Origin of the sequence: Sphingomonas faeni (assembly GCF_024273235.1) — a bacterium.
Classification (GTDB): domain Bacteria; phylum Pseudomonadota; class Alphaproteobacteria; order Sphingomonadales; family Sphingomonadaceae; genus Sphingomonas; species Sphingomonas faeni_A.
The window spans coordinates 19,589-35,410 of record NZ_JANBVH010000043.1 but is presented as its reverse complement, the minus strand read 5'-3'; the positions used below and the strand labels follow the sequence as shown (position 1 = coordinate 35,410).

Below are 15,822 nucleotides of genomic sequence, written 5' to 3'. Positions count from 1 at the left end.
GGAATGCTAGGTTCAGCCCTCTGTTACACCAGCGCCTTGTCGAACAGCGCGAGCATGCGGGACCACGCCTTGTCCGCCTGGACAGGATTGTAGACCTTCGAGTCGGGCGGGCACCAGCCGTGCATCGTGCCTTCGTACACCTCGATCTCGGCCGGCAGTTTCGCCGCGGCGAAGGCGGTGCGGAGCGTGTCCTTTTCGGTGGGCGCGCGGGCGTCGTCGTTGGCGGCGATCGCGATGAGGTATCGGCCCTTCATCTGCGGGATCAGAAGATGCGGGCTGTCGGGCTTGTCGGTGACGAAGCCGCCGCCGTGGAAGGTCGCGCCGGCGTGGATCCGGTTCGAGACGGCTGCGGCGGTTCGCATGACCATCGGGCCGCCCATGCAATAGCCGGTAGTCGCCATGCCGCGCTTGCGATCAGTTTGCGGTTGCGCGTCGATGAAGGCGGTGAAGGCCTTCGCGTCGCGGACCGTGCCCTCGGACGTGAGCGCTTCGCGGAAGGGCGCGATGCGGGCGCGGACGGCGGGCTGGTCGTAGGATTCGCCGGGAGCGAGGAACGGCGCCTTGGTCGAGCGGTAGAACTGGTTGACGACGAGCACCGCGTACCCGGATTGCGCAAGCCGGTCGGCCATCTGCCGGAAGGCGGGACGCAGGCCCATGATGTCGGGCCAGATCAGCACGCCGGGATGCTTGCCGGTGGCGGGCGCGACGAAATAGGCGTCGGCCTTGCCGTCGGGCGTGGTGATCGCGACGTCGCGGCCCTTGATGACGGCGGCGTTGGCGGGGGCGGGCAGCAGCATCGTCAGGCCCATCGCGCCGGTCATCACGGCGAACTGGCGGCGCGAGACGCCGGCCAGATACGCTTCGTTATCGTCTGCGGTATGCTCGTCGCACATGGGGCTATCCTCTTGAATTTGGCCGCATGCTAACTCAGGCTGCGTGCCACCACCATACGCCATCTTGCGTGTCGCGGGTCGCTCGGCCTTCGACTTCGAGGCGGCGGAGATGCGCGAGTGCCTCGCCGGTGGCCATGCCGAGCACGTCCTGCCCGATCGCGCGGCGGAACAGGCGGCCGAAACAGTCGACCGCGCGGCGCGGTTCGGCAAGAAAGACGGCGAGTTCGTCGAGCCGCTCGCGGTGTTCGCGGTCCATCGCGTCGAGGCGGGTGTGGAGGCCGGTGAACGGGTCGCCGTGGCCGGGGAGGACGAGCAGGTCGGCGGGGAGCGTCTTGAGCTTTGCGATCGACGCGAACCATTCGCCCAGCGGGTCGGCGTTCGGTTCGGTGACGCCGAGCGAGACGTTGGGGCTGATCCGCGGCAGGACCTGGTCGCCGGCGATGAGGATGCCGCCGGCTTCGTCGTACAGGCACGCGTGTTCGGGGCAGTGGCCGGAGCCGGTGACGATCCGCCAGTCGCGCGCGCCGATGGCGAGCGTGTCGCCGTCTTCGATGCGGGTGTAGCTGAGCGGGAGCGGGGTAATGATCTTGCGGAAGCCGGCCCAGCCCTTGGCGGTGGCGTGGTCGATCTGTTCTGAGCCCCAGCCTGCACCGCGCCAGAAGGCGAGCATTTCGGGGGGGACGGAGTCGCGCGCGTCCGCGGCGAGCATGCGCGCGGTGAGCCATTCGGCGCGGGTCATGATCAGGGGGGCGGCATGGTGGTCGCACATCCATCCGGCGAGGCCGATATGGTCCGGGTGGAAGTGGGTGCCGATCATCTTGGTGATGCGGGTGTTGGCTTTGGGGCCGTTGAAGATGGCTTTCCAGGCGTCGCGGGCTTCGGACGTGTTCATGCCGGTGTCGATCAGGGCTTCGCCTTCGGTTTCGGCGAGTAGCCAGCAGTTGACGTGTTTCAGCGGGCCGGGGATCTTCAGGCGGACCCAGTCTATGCCGGGGGCGACCTGAAACACGCCGCCGGTTGCGGGCTCTGCGCCGCCGAACGGGTAGGTCAGGCCCTTGTGGCTGGTCGGCGCGATCGTCTCGAGAAGCGTTGCCATCGGTTGCGGTTAGCAACTGGATGCAGTGCAGGCCAGCGGACTTCTGCTCCCCCTTCCCGCTCGCGGGAGGGGGCCGGGGGGTGGGCGCGCGCTGACGTCATGCGCGGCGCTCGTTAGGCGATCTGTACTCGCCGGCCTTATCGTTTGAGGGGAGCGCGTGCCCACCCCCTGCCCCCTCCCGCTTGCGGGAGGGGGATAAGTTCAGGTCCGCGCTTGAAGGGGTCGTCGAACAGGGACTTGACCGGGAGGATGCCGCCCTCCGCCACGAACTGCGCGTCGGCAGCAGCGTGCGTGCGCTCGGCGCGGAGCTGCTGGAGCAGCACTTCGCGTGCGCTCCGTCATCTCGGAATGGTTGGGCATCTCTCCGCTTGAGGCGACGGAAGCATGTTTCCCCGCGAAGGCGGGGACCCAGACTGGGCTCCCGCCTTCGCGGGAGAACAATGACGCGCGGGATTATCTAAATGCGGGAGCGGCCTGGCGGGCTGGCGACTCTCACTAGCCCTATCGTTTGAGGAGAGCGCTAGCCCACCCCCTGCCCCCTCCCGCTTGCGGGAGGGGAAGAAAGGTCAGCGCTTGAAGGGGTCGTCGAAGAGCGGCTTGACCGGGAGGACGCCGCCGTCTGCCACGAACTGCGCGTCCGCGGCCGCCTGGGTGCGCTCGGCGCGGAGTTGCTGGAGCAGGACCTCGCGGTCGCCTTCAAGGCGGGTGTCGGTCGGGGCTTCCATGCCGGCGGCCTTCGCGGCCTTGGCCACCGCCGCGTCGAGTTCGCGCTGCGAGGTCAGGCCCAGCGTCACGGGATCCTTCGGGGTGATGTTGGCGATGTTCCAGTGGCTGCGGTCGCGGATCGCGGCGATCGTCGTGCGCGTGGTGCCGATCAGCAGCGAGATCGCGCCGTCGGTGATCTCGGGATGATTGCGGATGATCCACGCGATGCCGTCCGGCTTGTCCTGGCGCTTCGAGACCGGCGTGTAGCGCGGGCCCTTGGTGCGGCGGACCTGCTCGGGGCCCTTGATCATCTTGAGCTGGTAGTCGGGATCGGCGGCGCCCTTGTCGATCTCTTCCTGCGTCACCTCATGTGCGCGGACGGGATCGCGACCGGTCAATTTGGTCGAGGTGGTGTCGTCGGCGATCGCCTGGATCTCGAGGATGTGCAGACCGCAGAAGTCCGCGATCTGCTCGAAGCTGAGCGCGGTATTGTCGACCATCCAGGCGGCGGTCGCGTGGGGCATGAGCGGCTGGGCCACGGCGGAAACTCCGTAAAAATAGAAAGGGCCGCCCCTTTCGGAGCGGCCTGACATGAAGGAGACTTAGTGCGCGCCGGGGCAACAGGCAAGCACGCAAGCTCAGGCGGCCATGAGCTTTCCTTCCAGCGGGACGAGCGCGTGGAGGAACTGGCGGGCGCTGGCCGGCCAGCTGTAGCGGGCGGCATAGGCGGCGCAGGTGACGCGGTCGCGGGTCAGTGCGGTGGCGATCGCGGTGTCGAGGTAGTCGTGCATGGCGCCGACGCGGTCGTCGAGGACGTCGATCGGGCCTGTGACCGGGTAGGCCGCGACCGGCGTGCCGCATGCGAGGGCTTCGATCATGACCAGGCCGAACGTGTCGGTGCGGCTGGGGAAGACTAGGACGTCGGCGGTGCGATAGGCGGCGGCGAGGTCGAGGCCGGAGCGCTGGCCGAGGAAGACCGCGTCCGGGAACCGGCGGGCGAGCGCGGCGCGGGCGGGGCCTTCGCCGACCACGACCTTGGTGCCGGGATGCGCGGAGGACAGGAACGCCTCGATGTTCTTCTCGACCGCGACCCTGCCGACATAGAGCTGGATCGGGCCGGGGAGCGCCGCCATGTCCGGATCGCGGGCGCCATCGAGGCCGAACTGCGCGAAGTCGACGCCCCTGCCCCATTCGCGGACCTGGTGCAGGCCGTGCTCCGCGAGCGTCTTCGCGACAGACGGCGTGGAGACGAGGATCGACTGCGCGGGACGGTGGAACCAGCGGATGTAGCGCCAGATCCAGTCGGGGTTCGCGCCGGTGCGGGCGGCGACGTAATCGGGAAACTGCGTGTGATAAGCGCTGGTGAACGGGAGCGCGCGGGCGAGACACCACGAGCGGGCGGCGAGGCAGACCGGCCCTTCGGTGGCTAGGTGGATCGCATCGGCACCGAAGGCGGCGAGCATGCGACCGACCGCGCCGGACCGCGCGAAGGCGAGGCGGATCTCGGGATAGGTCGGGCATGGCATCGAGGCGAAGCGCTCGGGGGAGACGACGAGCACCTGGTGGCCGATCGATTCGAGTTCGCGCTGGACCGACTGGAGGGTGCGGACGACGCCGTTGACTTGCGGGCTCCAGGCGTCCGTGACGATTGCGATACGCATCGGTCTTCTCCGTTTTACCCTCCCGTCGGGGAGAGGGAGGGGCCCGCCGCACTTGCGGTGGGAGGGTGAGGGCACGCTTTTTCGTTGATGCGGTGGACTTGCCCTCACCCTCGCCGCTTCGCGTCTTTCCCTCTCCCCGATGGGAGAGGGGTTTTAAGTCAGGCGGCTAGGGTGACGATTTTGTCGCGCTCGCGGGCGGCGATTTCGTCGGCCCAGTGGAGCAACTCCATCCGGCCGTCGAAATGCTCGACCAGGGCTGTGCAGCCTTCGACCCAGTCGCCGTCGTTATAATAGGCGATGCCGGCGATCTCGCGCATCTCGGCGGTGTGGATGTGGCCGCAGACGACCCCCTCGACGCCGCGGACGCCGGCGGCATGCGCGACGACCTCTTCGAAGTGCGAGATGAAGGCGACCGCGTTTTTCACCTTGGCCTTGGCGTGCTTCGACAGCGACCAATAGGGCATGCCCATCCGGCGGCGCGCGCCGTTGACCCAGCGGTTGAGGCCCATCAACATCGTGTAGGCCGCGTCGCCGATATGCGCGACCCAGCGGTGCGCCAGCGTGATCGCATCGAACTCGTCGCCGTGGAGCACCAGCAGGCGGCGGCCGTCCGCAGTCTCGTGGATCGCTTTCCGGCGGATCGAGATGCCGCCGAAGTCTAGCCCCGAATATTGCCGGAACACTTCGTCGTGATTGCCGGGGATGTAGACGACGCGGGTGCCGCGCTTGGCGCGCTTGAGCAGCCGCCAGAGAACGTCGTTGTGTGCGGCGGGCCAGTAGAATTTCTTCTTGAGCCGCCAGCCGTCGATCATGTCGCCGACGAGGTACATCGTCTCGCTGTCGACGTGATCGAGGAAGTCGTTGAGCATCCCGGCGTTGCAGCCGCGCGTGCCGAGATGGACGTCGGAGATCCAGATCGTGCGGTACTGGCGGCGTTCGACGATCGGCTCCGGAATGGCGGGGCGCGAGTGGATGAAGTCGGCGATATCGGTGATGTCGGCGCCCATGATGCTAGATGGCGAAAACGTCGTTACGGCGTTCATGAGCTCGTCCCCCGGCAAGGTATCCCTTGTCGCGAGTATTAGCCGAGTATTGTTACAGGGTGGTCGCAGTCCGGTGACTGTTAGAAGTCAGGGACGGAGGGGCTTTAGCAAAGATAAGCTTGTTTCCCCGCGGAGGCGGGGATCCAGACTGGGCTCCCGCCTTCGCGGGAGAACAAGGTTGGCTGGGTCGGCGCTTTCCTACCCCTTCCACCCCGGCGAAGGCCGGGGTGGTGGTGAGTTGTGGGGCAGGTGTTGGCGGTCAAACGGGGATACCACAGCTTTCGCTGGGGTGACGGGGTGGGGGGCGGGTGACGGCGGGGGGTGGCGACTGGGGTGGCTGGGCGGATGCGCACGGACGTCCAGCCCCCTCCCCTCACTCCATCGTCAGGACGATCTTGCCGACGTGGTCGCCGGCTTCCATCCGGGCGTGTGCAGCCGGGGCATCGGCGAAGGCGAAGGTGCGGTCGATGACCGGTTTCAGCTTGCCGGCCTCGACGTGCGGCCAGACCGTGTGCGCCAGTTCGTCGGCGACCAGCGACTTGAACGCGGTGTCGCGCGGGCGCAGCGTGGAACCGGTAAGCGTCAGGCGGCGGCGCATGATCTCGAACAGGGGGACGGTGGCTGTCATACCGCCCTGGACGGCGATCGACACGTGGCGGCCGTCCTCCGCGAGGCATTGCAGGTTGCGGGGCACGTAATCGCCGCCGACCATGTCCAGCACTGCGGCGACGCCCTTGCCGCCGGTGATCTGCTTCACGCGCTCGACGAAATCCTCGGTCTTGTAGTCGATCGCGTGGGTTGCGCCGAGGCTCAGCGCGGCTTCGCATTTCGCCTTCGAGCCGGCGGTCACGATGATGTCGATGCCGAACACATTGCACAGCCCGATCGCCATCGTGCCGATGCCGCTGGTGCCGCCATGGACGAGGACGGTGTCGCCCTCCATCGCATAGGCACGCTCGAAGAGGTTGGTCCAGACGGTGAAGAGCGTCTCGGGCATTGCCGCCGCCTCGACCATCGTCAGCGCTTCGGGGACGGGGAGGCACTGGCCAAACGGTGCGACGGCATATTCCGCATAGGCACCGCCGGAAATCAGCGCGCAGACCGGCTGGCCGATCTGTTCGTCGCCGACGTCGTCGCCGACCGCTACGATCGTGCCCGAGATTTCCATGCCGAGGATCGAGGGTGCACCCGGCGGGGGCGGATATTTGCCCTGGCGCTGCATCACCTCGGGACGATTGACGCCGGCCGCGGCGACCTTGACGAGCACCTCGCCCGGCCCCGGCTGCGGCACCGGACGATCGACGAGCACCAGCACTTCGGGACCGCCGGGCTGTTCCGGATCGATCGCCTTCATGACGTCGGGTACACCTAAGTTACTGGATTGGTTTTCGGGTATCGCGGTCATCTGCTCGTCACGTCCCTTTTGATGTGCCGGCCTTATTGACATCACTCGGGTGCGGGTCAACGTTACAGGCACGATGGACTTGGAAGACGCCCCCTCCCGTCCCGACGATCTGCTTGACGCACTGGTGCGGCAGGACCTCGATCCGTTGTCGGTCGCCGAACTCGATGCACGCATCACCGTGCTGCAGGGCGAGATCGCGCGCTGCCAGGTCAAGAAGGACCGTGCGGTCAGTCACCGCGCCATCGCCGACGACCTTTTCAGGCGGTGATCGCACCGCCCGCCTCTTACCTGGGTGTTTTCGGACAGCGCAGGAACGGACGGGGCCGGGTTCAAGTGCTTGATGCGACCGATATCAGTTCCGACATAGTGGCAAAGGGCTCGCGGTCTCGCGGCCCGACAGGAGTATTGTAAATGCCATCATTTGCACCCGCCCTCGAGACCACGCTGCACAAGGCGCTCGAGGCGGCATCGTCCCGGCGTCACGAATATGCGACGCTGGAGCATCTGCTGCTCGCGCTGATCGACGACGAACATGCGTCGAAGGTCATGACCGCGTGCAACGTCGAGATCGGCGAACTGAAGAACACCGTCTCGCATTACCTCGACAGCGAACTCGATGCGCTGAAGGTCGACGCGGCGACCGATCCCTCCCCCACCAGCGGGTTCCAGCGCGTCGTCCAGCGCGCGATCCTCCACGTCCAGTCCTCGGGCCGCGACGAGGTCACGGGCGCCAATGTGCTCGTCGCCTTGTTCAGCGAGCGCGAGAGCTATGCGGTCTATTTCCTGCAACAGCAGGACATGAGCCGCCTCGATGCGGTCAGCTTCATCAGCCACGGCGTCGGCAAGGGTGGCCAGCAGGCGACCGAAGCCTCGACGCCCAAGGGTGCCGACGACGAGAAGCCGACCAAGGGACAGGAGAAGAAGACGGAAAGCGCACTCAAGCAATTCACCGTCGACCTCAACGAGAAGGCGAAGGCCGGCAAGGTCGATCCGCTGATCGGGCGCGGCCCGGAGGTGGATCGCACGATCCAGATCCTGTGCCGGCGGTCGAAGAACAACCCGCTCTATGTCGGCGATCCCGGCGTCGGCAAGACCGCCATCGCAGAAGGGCTCGCGCGCAAGATCGTCGAGGGCGACGTGCCCGACGTGCTGTTGCCGGCGATCATCTACTCGCTCGACATGGGCGCGTTGCTGGCGGGCACGCGGTATCGCGGCGACTTCGAGGAGCGGCTGAAGGCGGTCGTCAACGAGCTCGAGAAGCTGCCGGACGCGGTGCTGTTCATCGACGAGATCCATACCGTGATCGGTGCTGGCGCGACCAGTGGCGGCGCCATGGACGCGTCGAACCTGCTCAAGCCGGCGCTTAGCGGCGGCACGATCCGGTGCATCGGTTCGACCACGTACAAGGAGTTCCGCAATCACTTCGAGAAGGACCGCGCGTTGCTGCGGCGCTTCCAGAAGATCGACGTGAACGAGCCGACGATCGAGGACACCATCAAGATCCTCGCGGGTCTGCGCTCGGCGTTCGAGGATCACCACAACGTCAAGTACACGCCCGATGCGATCAAGTCGGCGGTCGAGCTGTCGGCGCGGTACATCAACGATCGGAAACTGCCGGACAAGGCGATCGACGTGATCGACGAAGTCGGCGCGATGCAGATGCTGGTGGCGCCGAACAAGCGCAAGAAGACGATCACGCCGAAGGAGATCGAGCAGGTCATCGCGACGATGGCGCGGATCCCGCCGAAGTCGGTCTCGACCGACGACAAGCTGGCGCTGGCTACGCTCGAGACGGATCTGAAGCGCGTGGTGTTCGGGCAGAATGCGGCGATCGAGAAGCTGTCGTCGGCGATCAAGCTGGCCCGCGCGGGTCTGCGCGAGCCGGAGAAGCCGATCGGCAACTATCTGTTCACTGGGCCTACGGGTGTTGGCAAGACCGAAGTCGCCAAGCAGCTGTCGACGATCCTGGGCATTCCGCTCCAGCGGTTCGACATGTCGGAATATATGGAGCGGCATTCGGTCAGCCGGCTGATCGGTGCGCCCCCGGGCTATGTCGGGTTCGACCAGGGTGGTCTGCTGACCGATGCGGTCGATCAGAACCCGCATTGCGTGTTGCTGCTCGACGAGATCGAGAAGGCGCATCCGGACCTGTTCAACATCCTGTTGCAGGTGATGGATAACGGACGGCTGACCGACCAGCACGGCAAGTCGGTCGATTTCCGCAACGTGATCCTGATTATGACGACCAATGCGGGTGCCAGCGACATGGCGCGCGAGACGGTCGGCTTCGGCAACCTCACGCGTGAGGGCGAGGACGAGCAGGCGGTGCAGAAGATGTTCACGCCGGAATTCCGCAACCGTCTCGATGCGGTGGTGCCGTTCGGGTACCTCCCGACCGAGGTCGTGGCGCGGGTGGTGGACAAGTTCATCCTCCAGCTCGAACTGCAGCTGGCGGACCGCGGCGTGCACATCGTCCTCGACGACGAGTCTAAGGCGTGGTTGACGACCAAGGGCTATGACAAGCTGTACGGCGCACGGCCGATGGGTCGCCTGATCCAGGAGAAGATCAAGCAGCCGCTGGCCGAGGAATTGTTGTTCGGCAAGCTGGTCCATGGCGGCGAGGTGACGGTGAAGATGAAGGACGGTGCGCTGTCGTTCGCGATCGAGCCGGCGGCACCGAAGAAGCCGAAGAAGAAGGGCAAGGTGGAGACCGTCGACGCGAAGTAATCGCGGTTACGGTTTGAGGTGAAGGGCCTGCCGTCGGAGGGATCCGGCGGCAGGCTTTTTTTTGGGGCACGGTCGTCTTGGGCTGGGCGACGGTTGCGGTACGTGGCGACAATCGGGGCTCGGTTCGGAACCGCTTGCCGCAAGGGAGCGTGTTCCCCCGCGAAGGCGGGGGCCCAGACTGGGCTCCCGCCTTCGCGGGAGAACAAGGAGGCGCGGGCTGGGCCTTAATGCGTCGATATCACTTGGAGAGAAGCCCCTCCCCGACGGAGGCCGGGGTTCAGGTGGAGTCTGTGCCGACGACGGCTGCGCGCAGTTACTGCGACCTCTCCAGCTGGGCCGCTGCCTTCGCCGGGGGCATGCGTTCGGATGGGAACATGACGGGAGGACGCCATGACGGGAGCACAGCTGATTTGGCGGTTTCAAACTGAATGTCGAACCGCCGTAGAACGATGGTCACACCCGGCGCTGTGTTCCGTCCACCGCGCACAAAGTCGGGGCGTCGGCGCACTAGTCTAACCTAGTATAAGCGATATTGACGGTAATTAGACACCGTTGCGATCATATTCTTTACCTTTAGTTTTCGAACGCGCGCTAACTGTTGTGCATGAAGTTCGGGGTTCGCTATCGATGGCTGATCGGCATCGTCATGACGGCATGGGCGATGCTGGCTGCGATACCGGCCGAAGCGTTGGCGGGCCGGGCCTTGTCGGTCTGCATCCTGCCCGCCGTACCGGGGCAGACCGCGACCGCCCTGTTCCGGACCCCGTCGAAGTTCGACTGCACGACCCCGCAGTCGCGCTATGGCGCAGGTGATTTCTGGGTTCTGTCGCAGTTTTTGCCGCGCGATATCAGTCAGATACCGAAATTGAGCGCGCGTGCCGGCAGCGTGTGGCAGAATCGGGTGACGTTGTACGTTCGGTATGCCGACGGGGCGATCCGGCAAACCGGTTTCACCAGCCGCACGTCGGGCCACCATCTGAAGATCGGCGCGACCCTCTCGCTGACGCTGCCGCCGCACGATGCCCCGCCCGTCCGCCTGCTCTGGCATGTCGAGGGTGCGGCCAATCTCCGTGGCGTCGTGCTTGGCCCAACGCTCGCCACCGAGGAGCAGACGGCGGAAAGCGAAGTCCTGCTGGCCGCGCTGTATGCCAGCTTTGGCGGGATGGCGATCGCGCTGATCGTCTATAATCTGGCCTTGTGGGGTGCGCTGCGACAGGCGTTCCAGCCGGTTTATTGCCTGCTCGTGCTGTGCCTGCTCGGTTATGCCTTCTCGTCGTCGGCGGCACTCGGGCAGCTCGTGCCGGGACTCGACAACAACGTCCGGCTTCGGATCAACGTGCTCCTGCTGGCCGTCTCTGCCAGCATGGCGGTGATCTTCGCGCGCGCGTTCTTCGAGCGGGCGGTGTTCGACGGCTGGCTGCGACCGGCCACCACTGCGACCGTGGCGATCCTGGTCACGACCAGCATCGGCTTCGTCGTCCTCGCGCCGTGGCAGATCTACTGGCTCGATCGGTTGCTGTCGCTGAGCTACCTGCCGCTGATCGCGCTGGTTCCCGCGATCCTGTATCGCGCCTGGGGGGTGCGGAGCAGTTACCTGTGGATGTTCGCGATCGCCTGGGGCGTGCCGATCGTATTTGCGAGCCTGAGGGTGGTGAACGCGCTGGGGCTGATGCCGTGGAGCTTCTGGATCGACAATTCGACGATGGTGTCGATGATGCTCGAGGCGCTGCTGTCCAGCCTGGCCATCGCGTACCGGATCCGCCTGCTCAGCATGGAACGCGACGAGGCACGCGTGCAGGAGTTGGCGGCGCAATTGCTGGCGGATACCGAACCGCTGACCGGGCTGCTCAACCGGCGCGCGTTCCTCGACCGGGCGATCGGGCGGGAGGGCGACCAGTTGCTGCTGATCGCGGATGTCGACCATTTCAAGCGTGTGAACGACTTGCTCGGCCATGACGGCGGCGACGAGGTCCTGCGCGTGATCGCCCGCGTGCTGCGGACCGTGGTGCCGCCCGGTGGGCTGGTCGCCCGGATCGGCGGCGAGGAATTCGCGATCCTGGTCGATGCCGCAACGCCGATCCCGCCCGACACGATACTCGAGCAACTGCGCAGCCAGCGGATGCCGTTCGACATCGCCGTCACCGCGAGCATCGGCTGCTGCACCGGGCCGCTGCTGCGCGAGGCGGACTGGAAGGCGCTGTACCGCGGTGCCGACCATGCCCTGTTCGCGGCCAAGGGTGCGGGACGCAATCGATCACGGAACGGCGGTCTGCTGCCGATCGCCGCGTGACTGCCGATCGCCGCGTGACGGGGCGCTTGTGAAACGAACCTACAGGGTGCAAAACGACGTCGGGGGAGATTGACGATGCGCGACCGGAAAATGGTGCTTGCGGTAGTCGCCGTCGCGCTGGTGACGCTCGCCGCGCGGCATCCGACCGCGGAAATCCGAATCCTCACGCACGAGAGCAGCGACCCGTCGCCGCACCGGATGCGGGCTGCGGTCGATTTCGGGCTGATCGGGGTTTCCGTACTGTACACCTGGACCGTCAACCGCCTGCGCTGATGGCCGTGCCAAGCAACGGTCCTCGTGCATCCTTGACCCCCATCGCGTGCCTGCGCCATAGCGACCGACATGGACACGCCGATCGAAGACCTCGCGTTCGAGGATGCACTGAAGGAACTCGAACTCATCGTCGGGAAGCTGGAAAGTGGCGATACGCCGCTGCAGCAGGCGATAGAGCTGTACGAGCGCGGCAACAAGCTGCGCCAGCGCTGCGCCGACCGGCTCGATGCGGCGCAGGCACGGATCGAGGCGATCCGGCTCGACGGCGACGGCAAGCCCGCCGGCGTCCGCCCGTTCGCGGCGGGCTGAGGCGGTGAGCCAGATGCCCGTCACGCTGGATGCGGCACTCGCCGAGGTCTCCGCCGAGATCGACCGGCAGTTCGACCAGCTGCTGACGATCCCCGACGACCCGCGCGGCGACCTGTACCGGGCGATGCGGCATGCGGCGATCGGCGGGGGCAAGCGACTGCGCCCGCTGCTGGTGTTCGCGACCGCCAACCTGTTCGACGTCGCGCGCGAATGCTCGGCACGGGCGGCGACGGCGCTGGAGGCGATCCACGTCTATTCGCTGATCCACGACGACCTGCCGTCGATGGACAATGACGACATGCGCCGCGGCAAGCCGACCGTGCACAAGGTCTTCGACGAGGCGACCGCGATCCTGGCGGGCGACTGCCTGCACGCACTGGCGTTCGAGATCCTCGCCGATCCGGCGACGCACCCCGATCCGTTCGTGCGGATCGAACTCGTCCTCGACCTCGCGCGCGCCGCCGGACCGAACGGCATGGCGGGCGGGCAGAAGATGGATATCGAGGCGGAAAGCGCGCGCTTCGACCTCAACACCGTCACGCGGCTGCAGCAGATGAAGACGGGCGCGCTGATCTCCGCGTCGGTCGAAGCAGGCGCGATCCTCGGGCGGTTGCCGCCTGAGGGGCGCGTCGGGCTGCGCGGCTATGCGCATGATCTGGGGCTCGCGTTCCAGATCGCGGACGACCTGCTCGATGCCGAGGGTGACGAGGCGGTCGCGGGCAAGAAACTGCGCAAGGACGAAGGCGCCGGCAAGGAGACGTTCCTGTCGCTGCTGGGCCCCGAGCGCGCGCGCGAACAGGCGCGGATGCTGGTCGATCAGGCGATCGCGCACCTCCACAGCTATGGCAAGGAAGCCGATCTGCTGCGGGATATCGCGCGCTACGTGCTCGAACGCGACCGCTGAACCGACAACCGGAGAGTCCGACATGACCGCACGCATTGGTGTCTATCCCGGCACGTTCGATCCGGTCACGTTGGGCCATATGGACATCATCCGGCGCGGCGCGAAGCTGGTCGACCGGTTGGTGATCGGCGTGACGACCAACCCTTCGAAGTCGCCGATGTTCACGATCGAGGAGCGCATGGCGACGGTGCGGCGCGAGGTCGCCTGGATCGGCGGCGACATCGAGGTCGTCGCGTTCGATTCGCTGCTGATGGATTTCGCCGAGCGGCAGGGCGCGAAGGTGATCGTTCGCGGACTGCGCGCGGTCGCTGACTTCGAATACGAGTACCAGATGGCGGGGATGAACCAGCAGATCAATCCGCGCGTCGAGACGGTGTTCCTGATGGCCGACGTTGCATTGCAGCCTATTGCGAGCCGGCTGGTGAAGGAGATCGCGCTGTACGGCGGGAATATCGCCAAGTTCGTGCCGGAATCGGTGCGCGAAGAGGTGGTTGCGCGGGTCGAGAAGATCGGCCGCAAGGGGAGCTGACTTCCTTCGCCCCTCCCTGGAAGGGAGGGGTTGGGGGTGGGTTGGGTTCCGCTTGGTCGAACGGTTCTGGCCGAAGCCGGCCTACCCACCCCCGGCCCCTCCCTTCCAGGGAGGGGAGCAGTTCGGCGCCAGCAGCGCTGCACGTTCAGATTGGCGCAAGCGGGGATTTGCTCTAAGTGGCGGCAGCCTGGTTGCGCCGGGCCTCTTGCGAGTGGGAATTTGATGCGATTTTTTGTCGGAATGTTCGCGTTGCTCGGGTGCCTGGTCACGGTGCCGGTCGCGGCGCAGAAGAAGGATGTCGTGGCAGCCCCAGCGCGCCTGACGCCGCCGCTCACGACCGATACACAGAATCTGCTGCTGCTCGACCTGTCGACCGGTGGCCGCGTGACGATCTGGCTGCGGCCCGACGTCGCGCCGTTGATGGTCGAGCGGATCAAGACGCTCACGCGCCAGCATTTCTATGACGGCCTCGCGTTTCACCGCGTGATCGACGGCTTCATGGCGCAGGGCGGCGATCCCAAGGGCGACGGCACGGGCGGCTCGACGCTCCCCGACGTCAAGGCGGAGTTCAATTACCTGCCGCACGTCCGCGGGGCCGTCTCGGCGGCACGGTCGGACAAGGAGGACAGCGCCAACAGCCAGTTCTTCATCGTCTTCCAGCCGCGCCTCAGCCTCGACAAGAAATACACCGTGTTCGGTCGCGTGATCGACGGGATGCAGTATGTCGACGCGATCGAGCGCGGCGAGCCGCCGGCGAACCCGTCGCGGATCGTCCATGCGTATATCGCGGCCGATAATCCCCCGGCGTATGTCGCGGGTCCGCCTGCCCCGGCGCTCGGCGCACCGGTGACGTTGCCGGGTACGGCATCGGGTCCGGATGCGGCCAAGCCCAAGCTCGCACCGGCTGCCCGCAAGGCGCCCGTAAAGAAGGCTCCTGCAAAGAAGTGACCTCGCGTTGAACGTCGACCTTTTCGACTTCGACCTGCCGACCGACAACATCGCGCTCCGCCCTGCGGCGCCGCGCGATGCTGCACGGATGCTGGTGCTCGAAGGTGATCGCACGCTGGATGCGGGCGTATCGGACCTGCCGTCGCTGCTGCGACGTGGCGACATGCTCGTCTTCAACGATACGCGGGTGATCCCGGCTCAGCTCGACGGGACGCGCGGCGATGCGAAGATCGGCGCGACGTTGCACAAGCGCGAGGGGCCGCGGCGATGGCGCGCGTTCATCCGCAACGCGCGGCGGCTGCGCGATGGCGACGTGATCGAATTCGGCAACGGCGTCAGCGCGGCGGCGGTCGATCGCGAGGACGACGGGAGTTACGCACTGGTGTTCGCGGGCGACGAGCCGGTGGAGCTATTGCTGGAACGCGCGGGCCACATGCCCCTGCCCCCGTATATCGCCGGCAAGCGCCCGACCGACGAACGCGATGCGGACGATTACCAGACGATGTTCGCGTCCGAGCCGGGCGCGGTGGCGGCTCCGACGGCGGCGCTGCATTTCACGCCGAAGCTGATGGCGGCGCTCGATGCCGCGGGTATCGAACATGCCACGCTGACGCTGCATGTCGGCGCGGGGACGTTCCTTCCTGTGAAGGCTACCGATACCACCGAGCACAAGATGCATGCCGAATGGGGCCGGATCGATGCAGCCACCGCCGACCGGCTGAACGCGGTCCGCGCTGCGGGGGGGCGTGTGATTGCGGTCGGGACGACGTCGCTGCGACTGATCGAGAGCGCGACCGGCGAGGACGACGTGATCCGCCCGTTCGACGGCGATACCGCGATCTTCATCACGCCGGGCTATCGGTTCCGCGGCATCGACGGCTTGATGACCAATTTTCATCTGCCGCGCTCGACCTTGTTCATGCTGGTGTCGGCGCTGATGGGGCGCGAGCGGATGCAGGCGGCGTATGCGCATGCGATCGCTGAAAAGTATCGCTTCTACAGCTATGGCGACGCCTCGCTTCTGCTGCCATGACGGGCG

The 15,822-nt window shown here is 66.4% G+C and carries 15 protein-coding genes; 9 read left to right on the top strand and 6 right to left on the bottom strand.

Annotated elements, in window-relative coordinates; genetic code table 11:
• Positions 1–23 precede the first annotated feature (23 nt).
• The 6 genes from NLI89_RS18425 to NLI89_RS18400 all read right to left on the bottom strand — a co-directional run bounded on the left by NLI89_RS18425 (position 24) and on the right by NLI89_RS18400 (position 6,752).
• The gene (locus NLI89_RS18425; protein ID WP_254688309.1) at positions 24–893 is read right to left on the bottom strand and encodes a dienelactone hydrolase family protein; all 870 of its coding nucleotides are present in this window, start codon (positions 891–893) and stop codon (positions 24–26) included.
• 34 nt (positions 894–927) lie between these two features.
• A complete protein-coding gene (locus tag NLI89_RS18420; RefSeq protein ID WP_254688308.1) occupies positions 928–1,989 on the bottom strand; it encodes an MBL fold metallo-hydrolase in 1,062 nt (353 codons plus the stop codon).
• A 566-nt stretch (positions 1,990–2,555) separates the two neighbouring features.
• Positions 2,556–3,233, bottom strand: a complete 678-nt coding sequence (locus NLI89_RS18415) for a DUF1013 domain-containing protein (protein WP_254688307.1) — start codon at positions 3,231–3,233, stop codon at positions 2,556–2,558.
• Between the two features lie 99 nt (positions 3,234–3,332).
• Positions 3,333–4,355 carry a glycosyltransferase family 4 protein gene (locus tag NLI89_RS18410; RefSeq protein ID WP_254688306.1) on the bottom strand — a complete coding sequence of 341 codons (1,023 nt, stop codon included), beginning with the start codon at positions 4,353–4,355 and terminating at the stop codon, positions 3,333–3,335.
• Positions 4,356–4,513: 158 nt separating this feature from the next.
• Complete coding sequence (locus tag NLI89_RS18405; protein ID WP_254688305.1) at positions 4,514–5,398, bottom strand: UDP-2,3-diacylglucosamine diphosphatase; 885 nt, start codon at positions 5,396–5,398, stop codon at positions 4,514–4,516.
• A gap of 373 nt (positions 5,399–5,771) precedes the next feature.
• Positions 5,772–6,752, bottom strand: coding sequence for an NAD(P)H-quinone oxidoreductase (locus NLI89_RS18400; RefSeq protein ID WP_254688304.1), 981 nt, complete (start codon positions 6,750–6,752; stop codon positions 5,772–5,774).
• A 124-nt stretch (positions 6,753–6,876) separates the two neighbouring features.
• On the opposite strand from NLI89_RS18400, the gene NLI89_RS18395 reads away from it, so the two are divergent.
• From NLI89_RS18395 to queA, 9 genes are all read left to right on the top strand, one after another.
• Positions 6,877–7,071: a DUF1192 domain-containing protein gene (locus NLI89_RS18395; RefSeq protein WP_176501302.1), complete on the top strand. Its 195-nt coding sequence runs from the start codon at positions 6,877–6,879 to the stop codon at positions 7,069–7,071.
• A 143-nt stretch (positions 7,072–7,214) separates the two neighbouring features.
• On the top strand, positions 7,215–9,530 hold the full coding sequence (clpA, locus tag NLI89_RS18390; protein WP_254688303.1) for an ATP-dependent Clp protease ATP-binding subunit ClpA: 2,316 nt from the start codon (positions 7,215–7,217) through the stop codon (positions 9,528–9,530).
• A gap of 604 nt (positions 9,531–10,134) precedes the next feature.
• Entirely contained in the window at positions 10,135–11,820 is a 1,686-nt protein-coding gene (locus NLI89_RS18385) for a sensor domain-containing diguanylate cyclase (RefSeq protein WP_254688302.1), read from the top strand.
• A gap of 75 nt (positions 11,821–11,895) precedes the next feature.
• Positions 11,896–12,093: a hypothetical protein gene (locus NLI89_RS18380; RefSeq protein WP_254688301.1), complete on the top strand. Its 198-nt coding sequence runs from the start codon at positions 11,896–11,898 to the stop codon at positions 12,091–12,093.
• Between the two features lie 69 nt (positions 12,094–12,162).
• Entirely contained in the window at positions 12,163–12,402 is a 240-nt protein-coding gene (locus tag NLI89_RS18375) for an exodeoxyribonuclease VII small subunit (RefSeq protein ID WP_056060585.1), read from the top strand.
• A 13-nt stretch (positions 12,403–12,415) separates the two neighbouring features.
• Positions 12,416–13,306 (top strand): polyprenyl synthetase family protein, encoded by an 891-nt coding sequence (locus NLI89_RS18370; protein ID WP_254688313.1) that lies wholly within the window; start codon positions 12,416–12,418, stop codon positions 13,304–13,306.
• A 22-nt stretch (positions 13,307–13,328) separates the two neighbouring features.
• Positions 13,329–13,835 (top strand): pantetheine-phosphate adenylyltransferase, encoded by a 507-nt coding sequence (gene coaD / locus NLI89_RS18365; protein WP_254688300.1) that lies wholly within the window; start codon positions 13,329–13,331, stop codon positions 13,833–13,835.
• A gap of 222 nt (positions 13,836–14,057) precedes the next feature.
• The gene (locus tag NLI89_RS18360) at positions 14,058–14,783 is read left to right on the top strand and encodes a peptidylprolyl isomerase (RefSeq protein ID WP_254688299.1); all 726 of its coding nucleotides are present in this window, start codon (positions 14,058–14,060) and stop codon (positions 14,781–14,783) included.
• 7 nt (positions 14,784–14,790) lie between these two features.
• Positions 14,791–15,816, top strand: coding sequence for a tRNA preQ1(34) S-adenosylmethionine ribosyltransferase-isomerase QueA (gene queA, locus NLI89_RS18355; protein WP_254688298.1), 1,026 nt, complete (start codon positions 14,791–14,793; stop codon positions 15,814–15,816).
• Positions 15,817–15,822 lie beyond the last annotated feature (6 nt).

Coding starts and splice junctions, on each gene's coding strand:
- NLI89_RS18425 (WP_254688309.1), bottom strand. CDS start 893: ATGTGCGACGAGCATACCGCAGACGATAACGAAGCGTATCTGGCCGGC.
- NLI89_RS18420 (WP_254688308.1), bottom strand. CDS start 1,989: ATGGCAACGCTTCTCGAGACGATCGCGCCGACCAGCCACAAGGGCCTG.
- NLI89_RS18410 (WP_254688306.1), bottom strand. CDS start 4,355: ATGCGTATCGCAATCGTCACGGACGCCTGGAGCCCGCAAGTCAACGGC.
- NLI89_RS18405 (WP_254688305.1), bottom strand. CDS start 5,398: ATGAACGCCGTAACGACGTTTTCGCCATCTAGCATCATGGGCGCCGAC.
- NLI89_RS18400 (WP_254688304.1), bottom strand. CDS start 6,752: ATGAAGGCGATCGATCCGGAACAGCCCGGCGGTCCCGAAGTGCTGGTG.
- NLI89_RS18395 (WP_176501302.1), top strand. CDS start 6,877: ATGGACTTGGAAGACGCCCCCTCCCGTCCCGACGATCTGCTTGACGCA.
- clpA (WP_254688303.1), top strand. CDS start 7,215: ATGCCATCATTTGCACCCGCCCTCGAGACCACGCTGCACAAGGCGCTC.
- NLI89_RS18385 (WP_254688302.1), top strand. CDS start 10,135: ATGAAGTTCGGGGTTCGCTATCGATGGCTGATCGGCATCGTCATGACG.
- NLI89_RS18380 (WP_254688301.1), top strand. CDS start 11,896: ATGCGCGACCGGAAAATGGTGCTTGCGGTAGTCGCCGTCGCGCTGGTG.
- NLI89_RS18375 (WP_056060585.1), top strand. CDS start 12,163: ATGGACACGCCGATCGAAGACCTCGCGTTCGAGGATGCACTGAAGGAA.
- NLI89_RS18370 (WP_254688313.1), top strand. CDS start 12,416: ATGCCCGTCACGCTGGATGCGGCACTCGCCGAGGTCTCCGCCGAGATC.
- coaD (WP_254688300.1), top strand. CDS start 13,329: ATGACCGCACGCATTGGTGTCTATCCCGGCACGTTCGATCCGGTCACG.
- NLI89_RS18360 (WP_254688299.1), top strand. CDS start 14,058: ATGCGATTTTTTGTCGGAATGTTCGCGTTGCTCGGGTGCCTGGTCACG.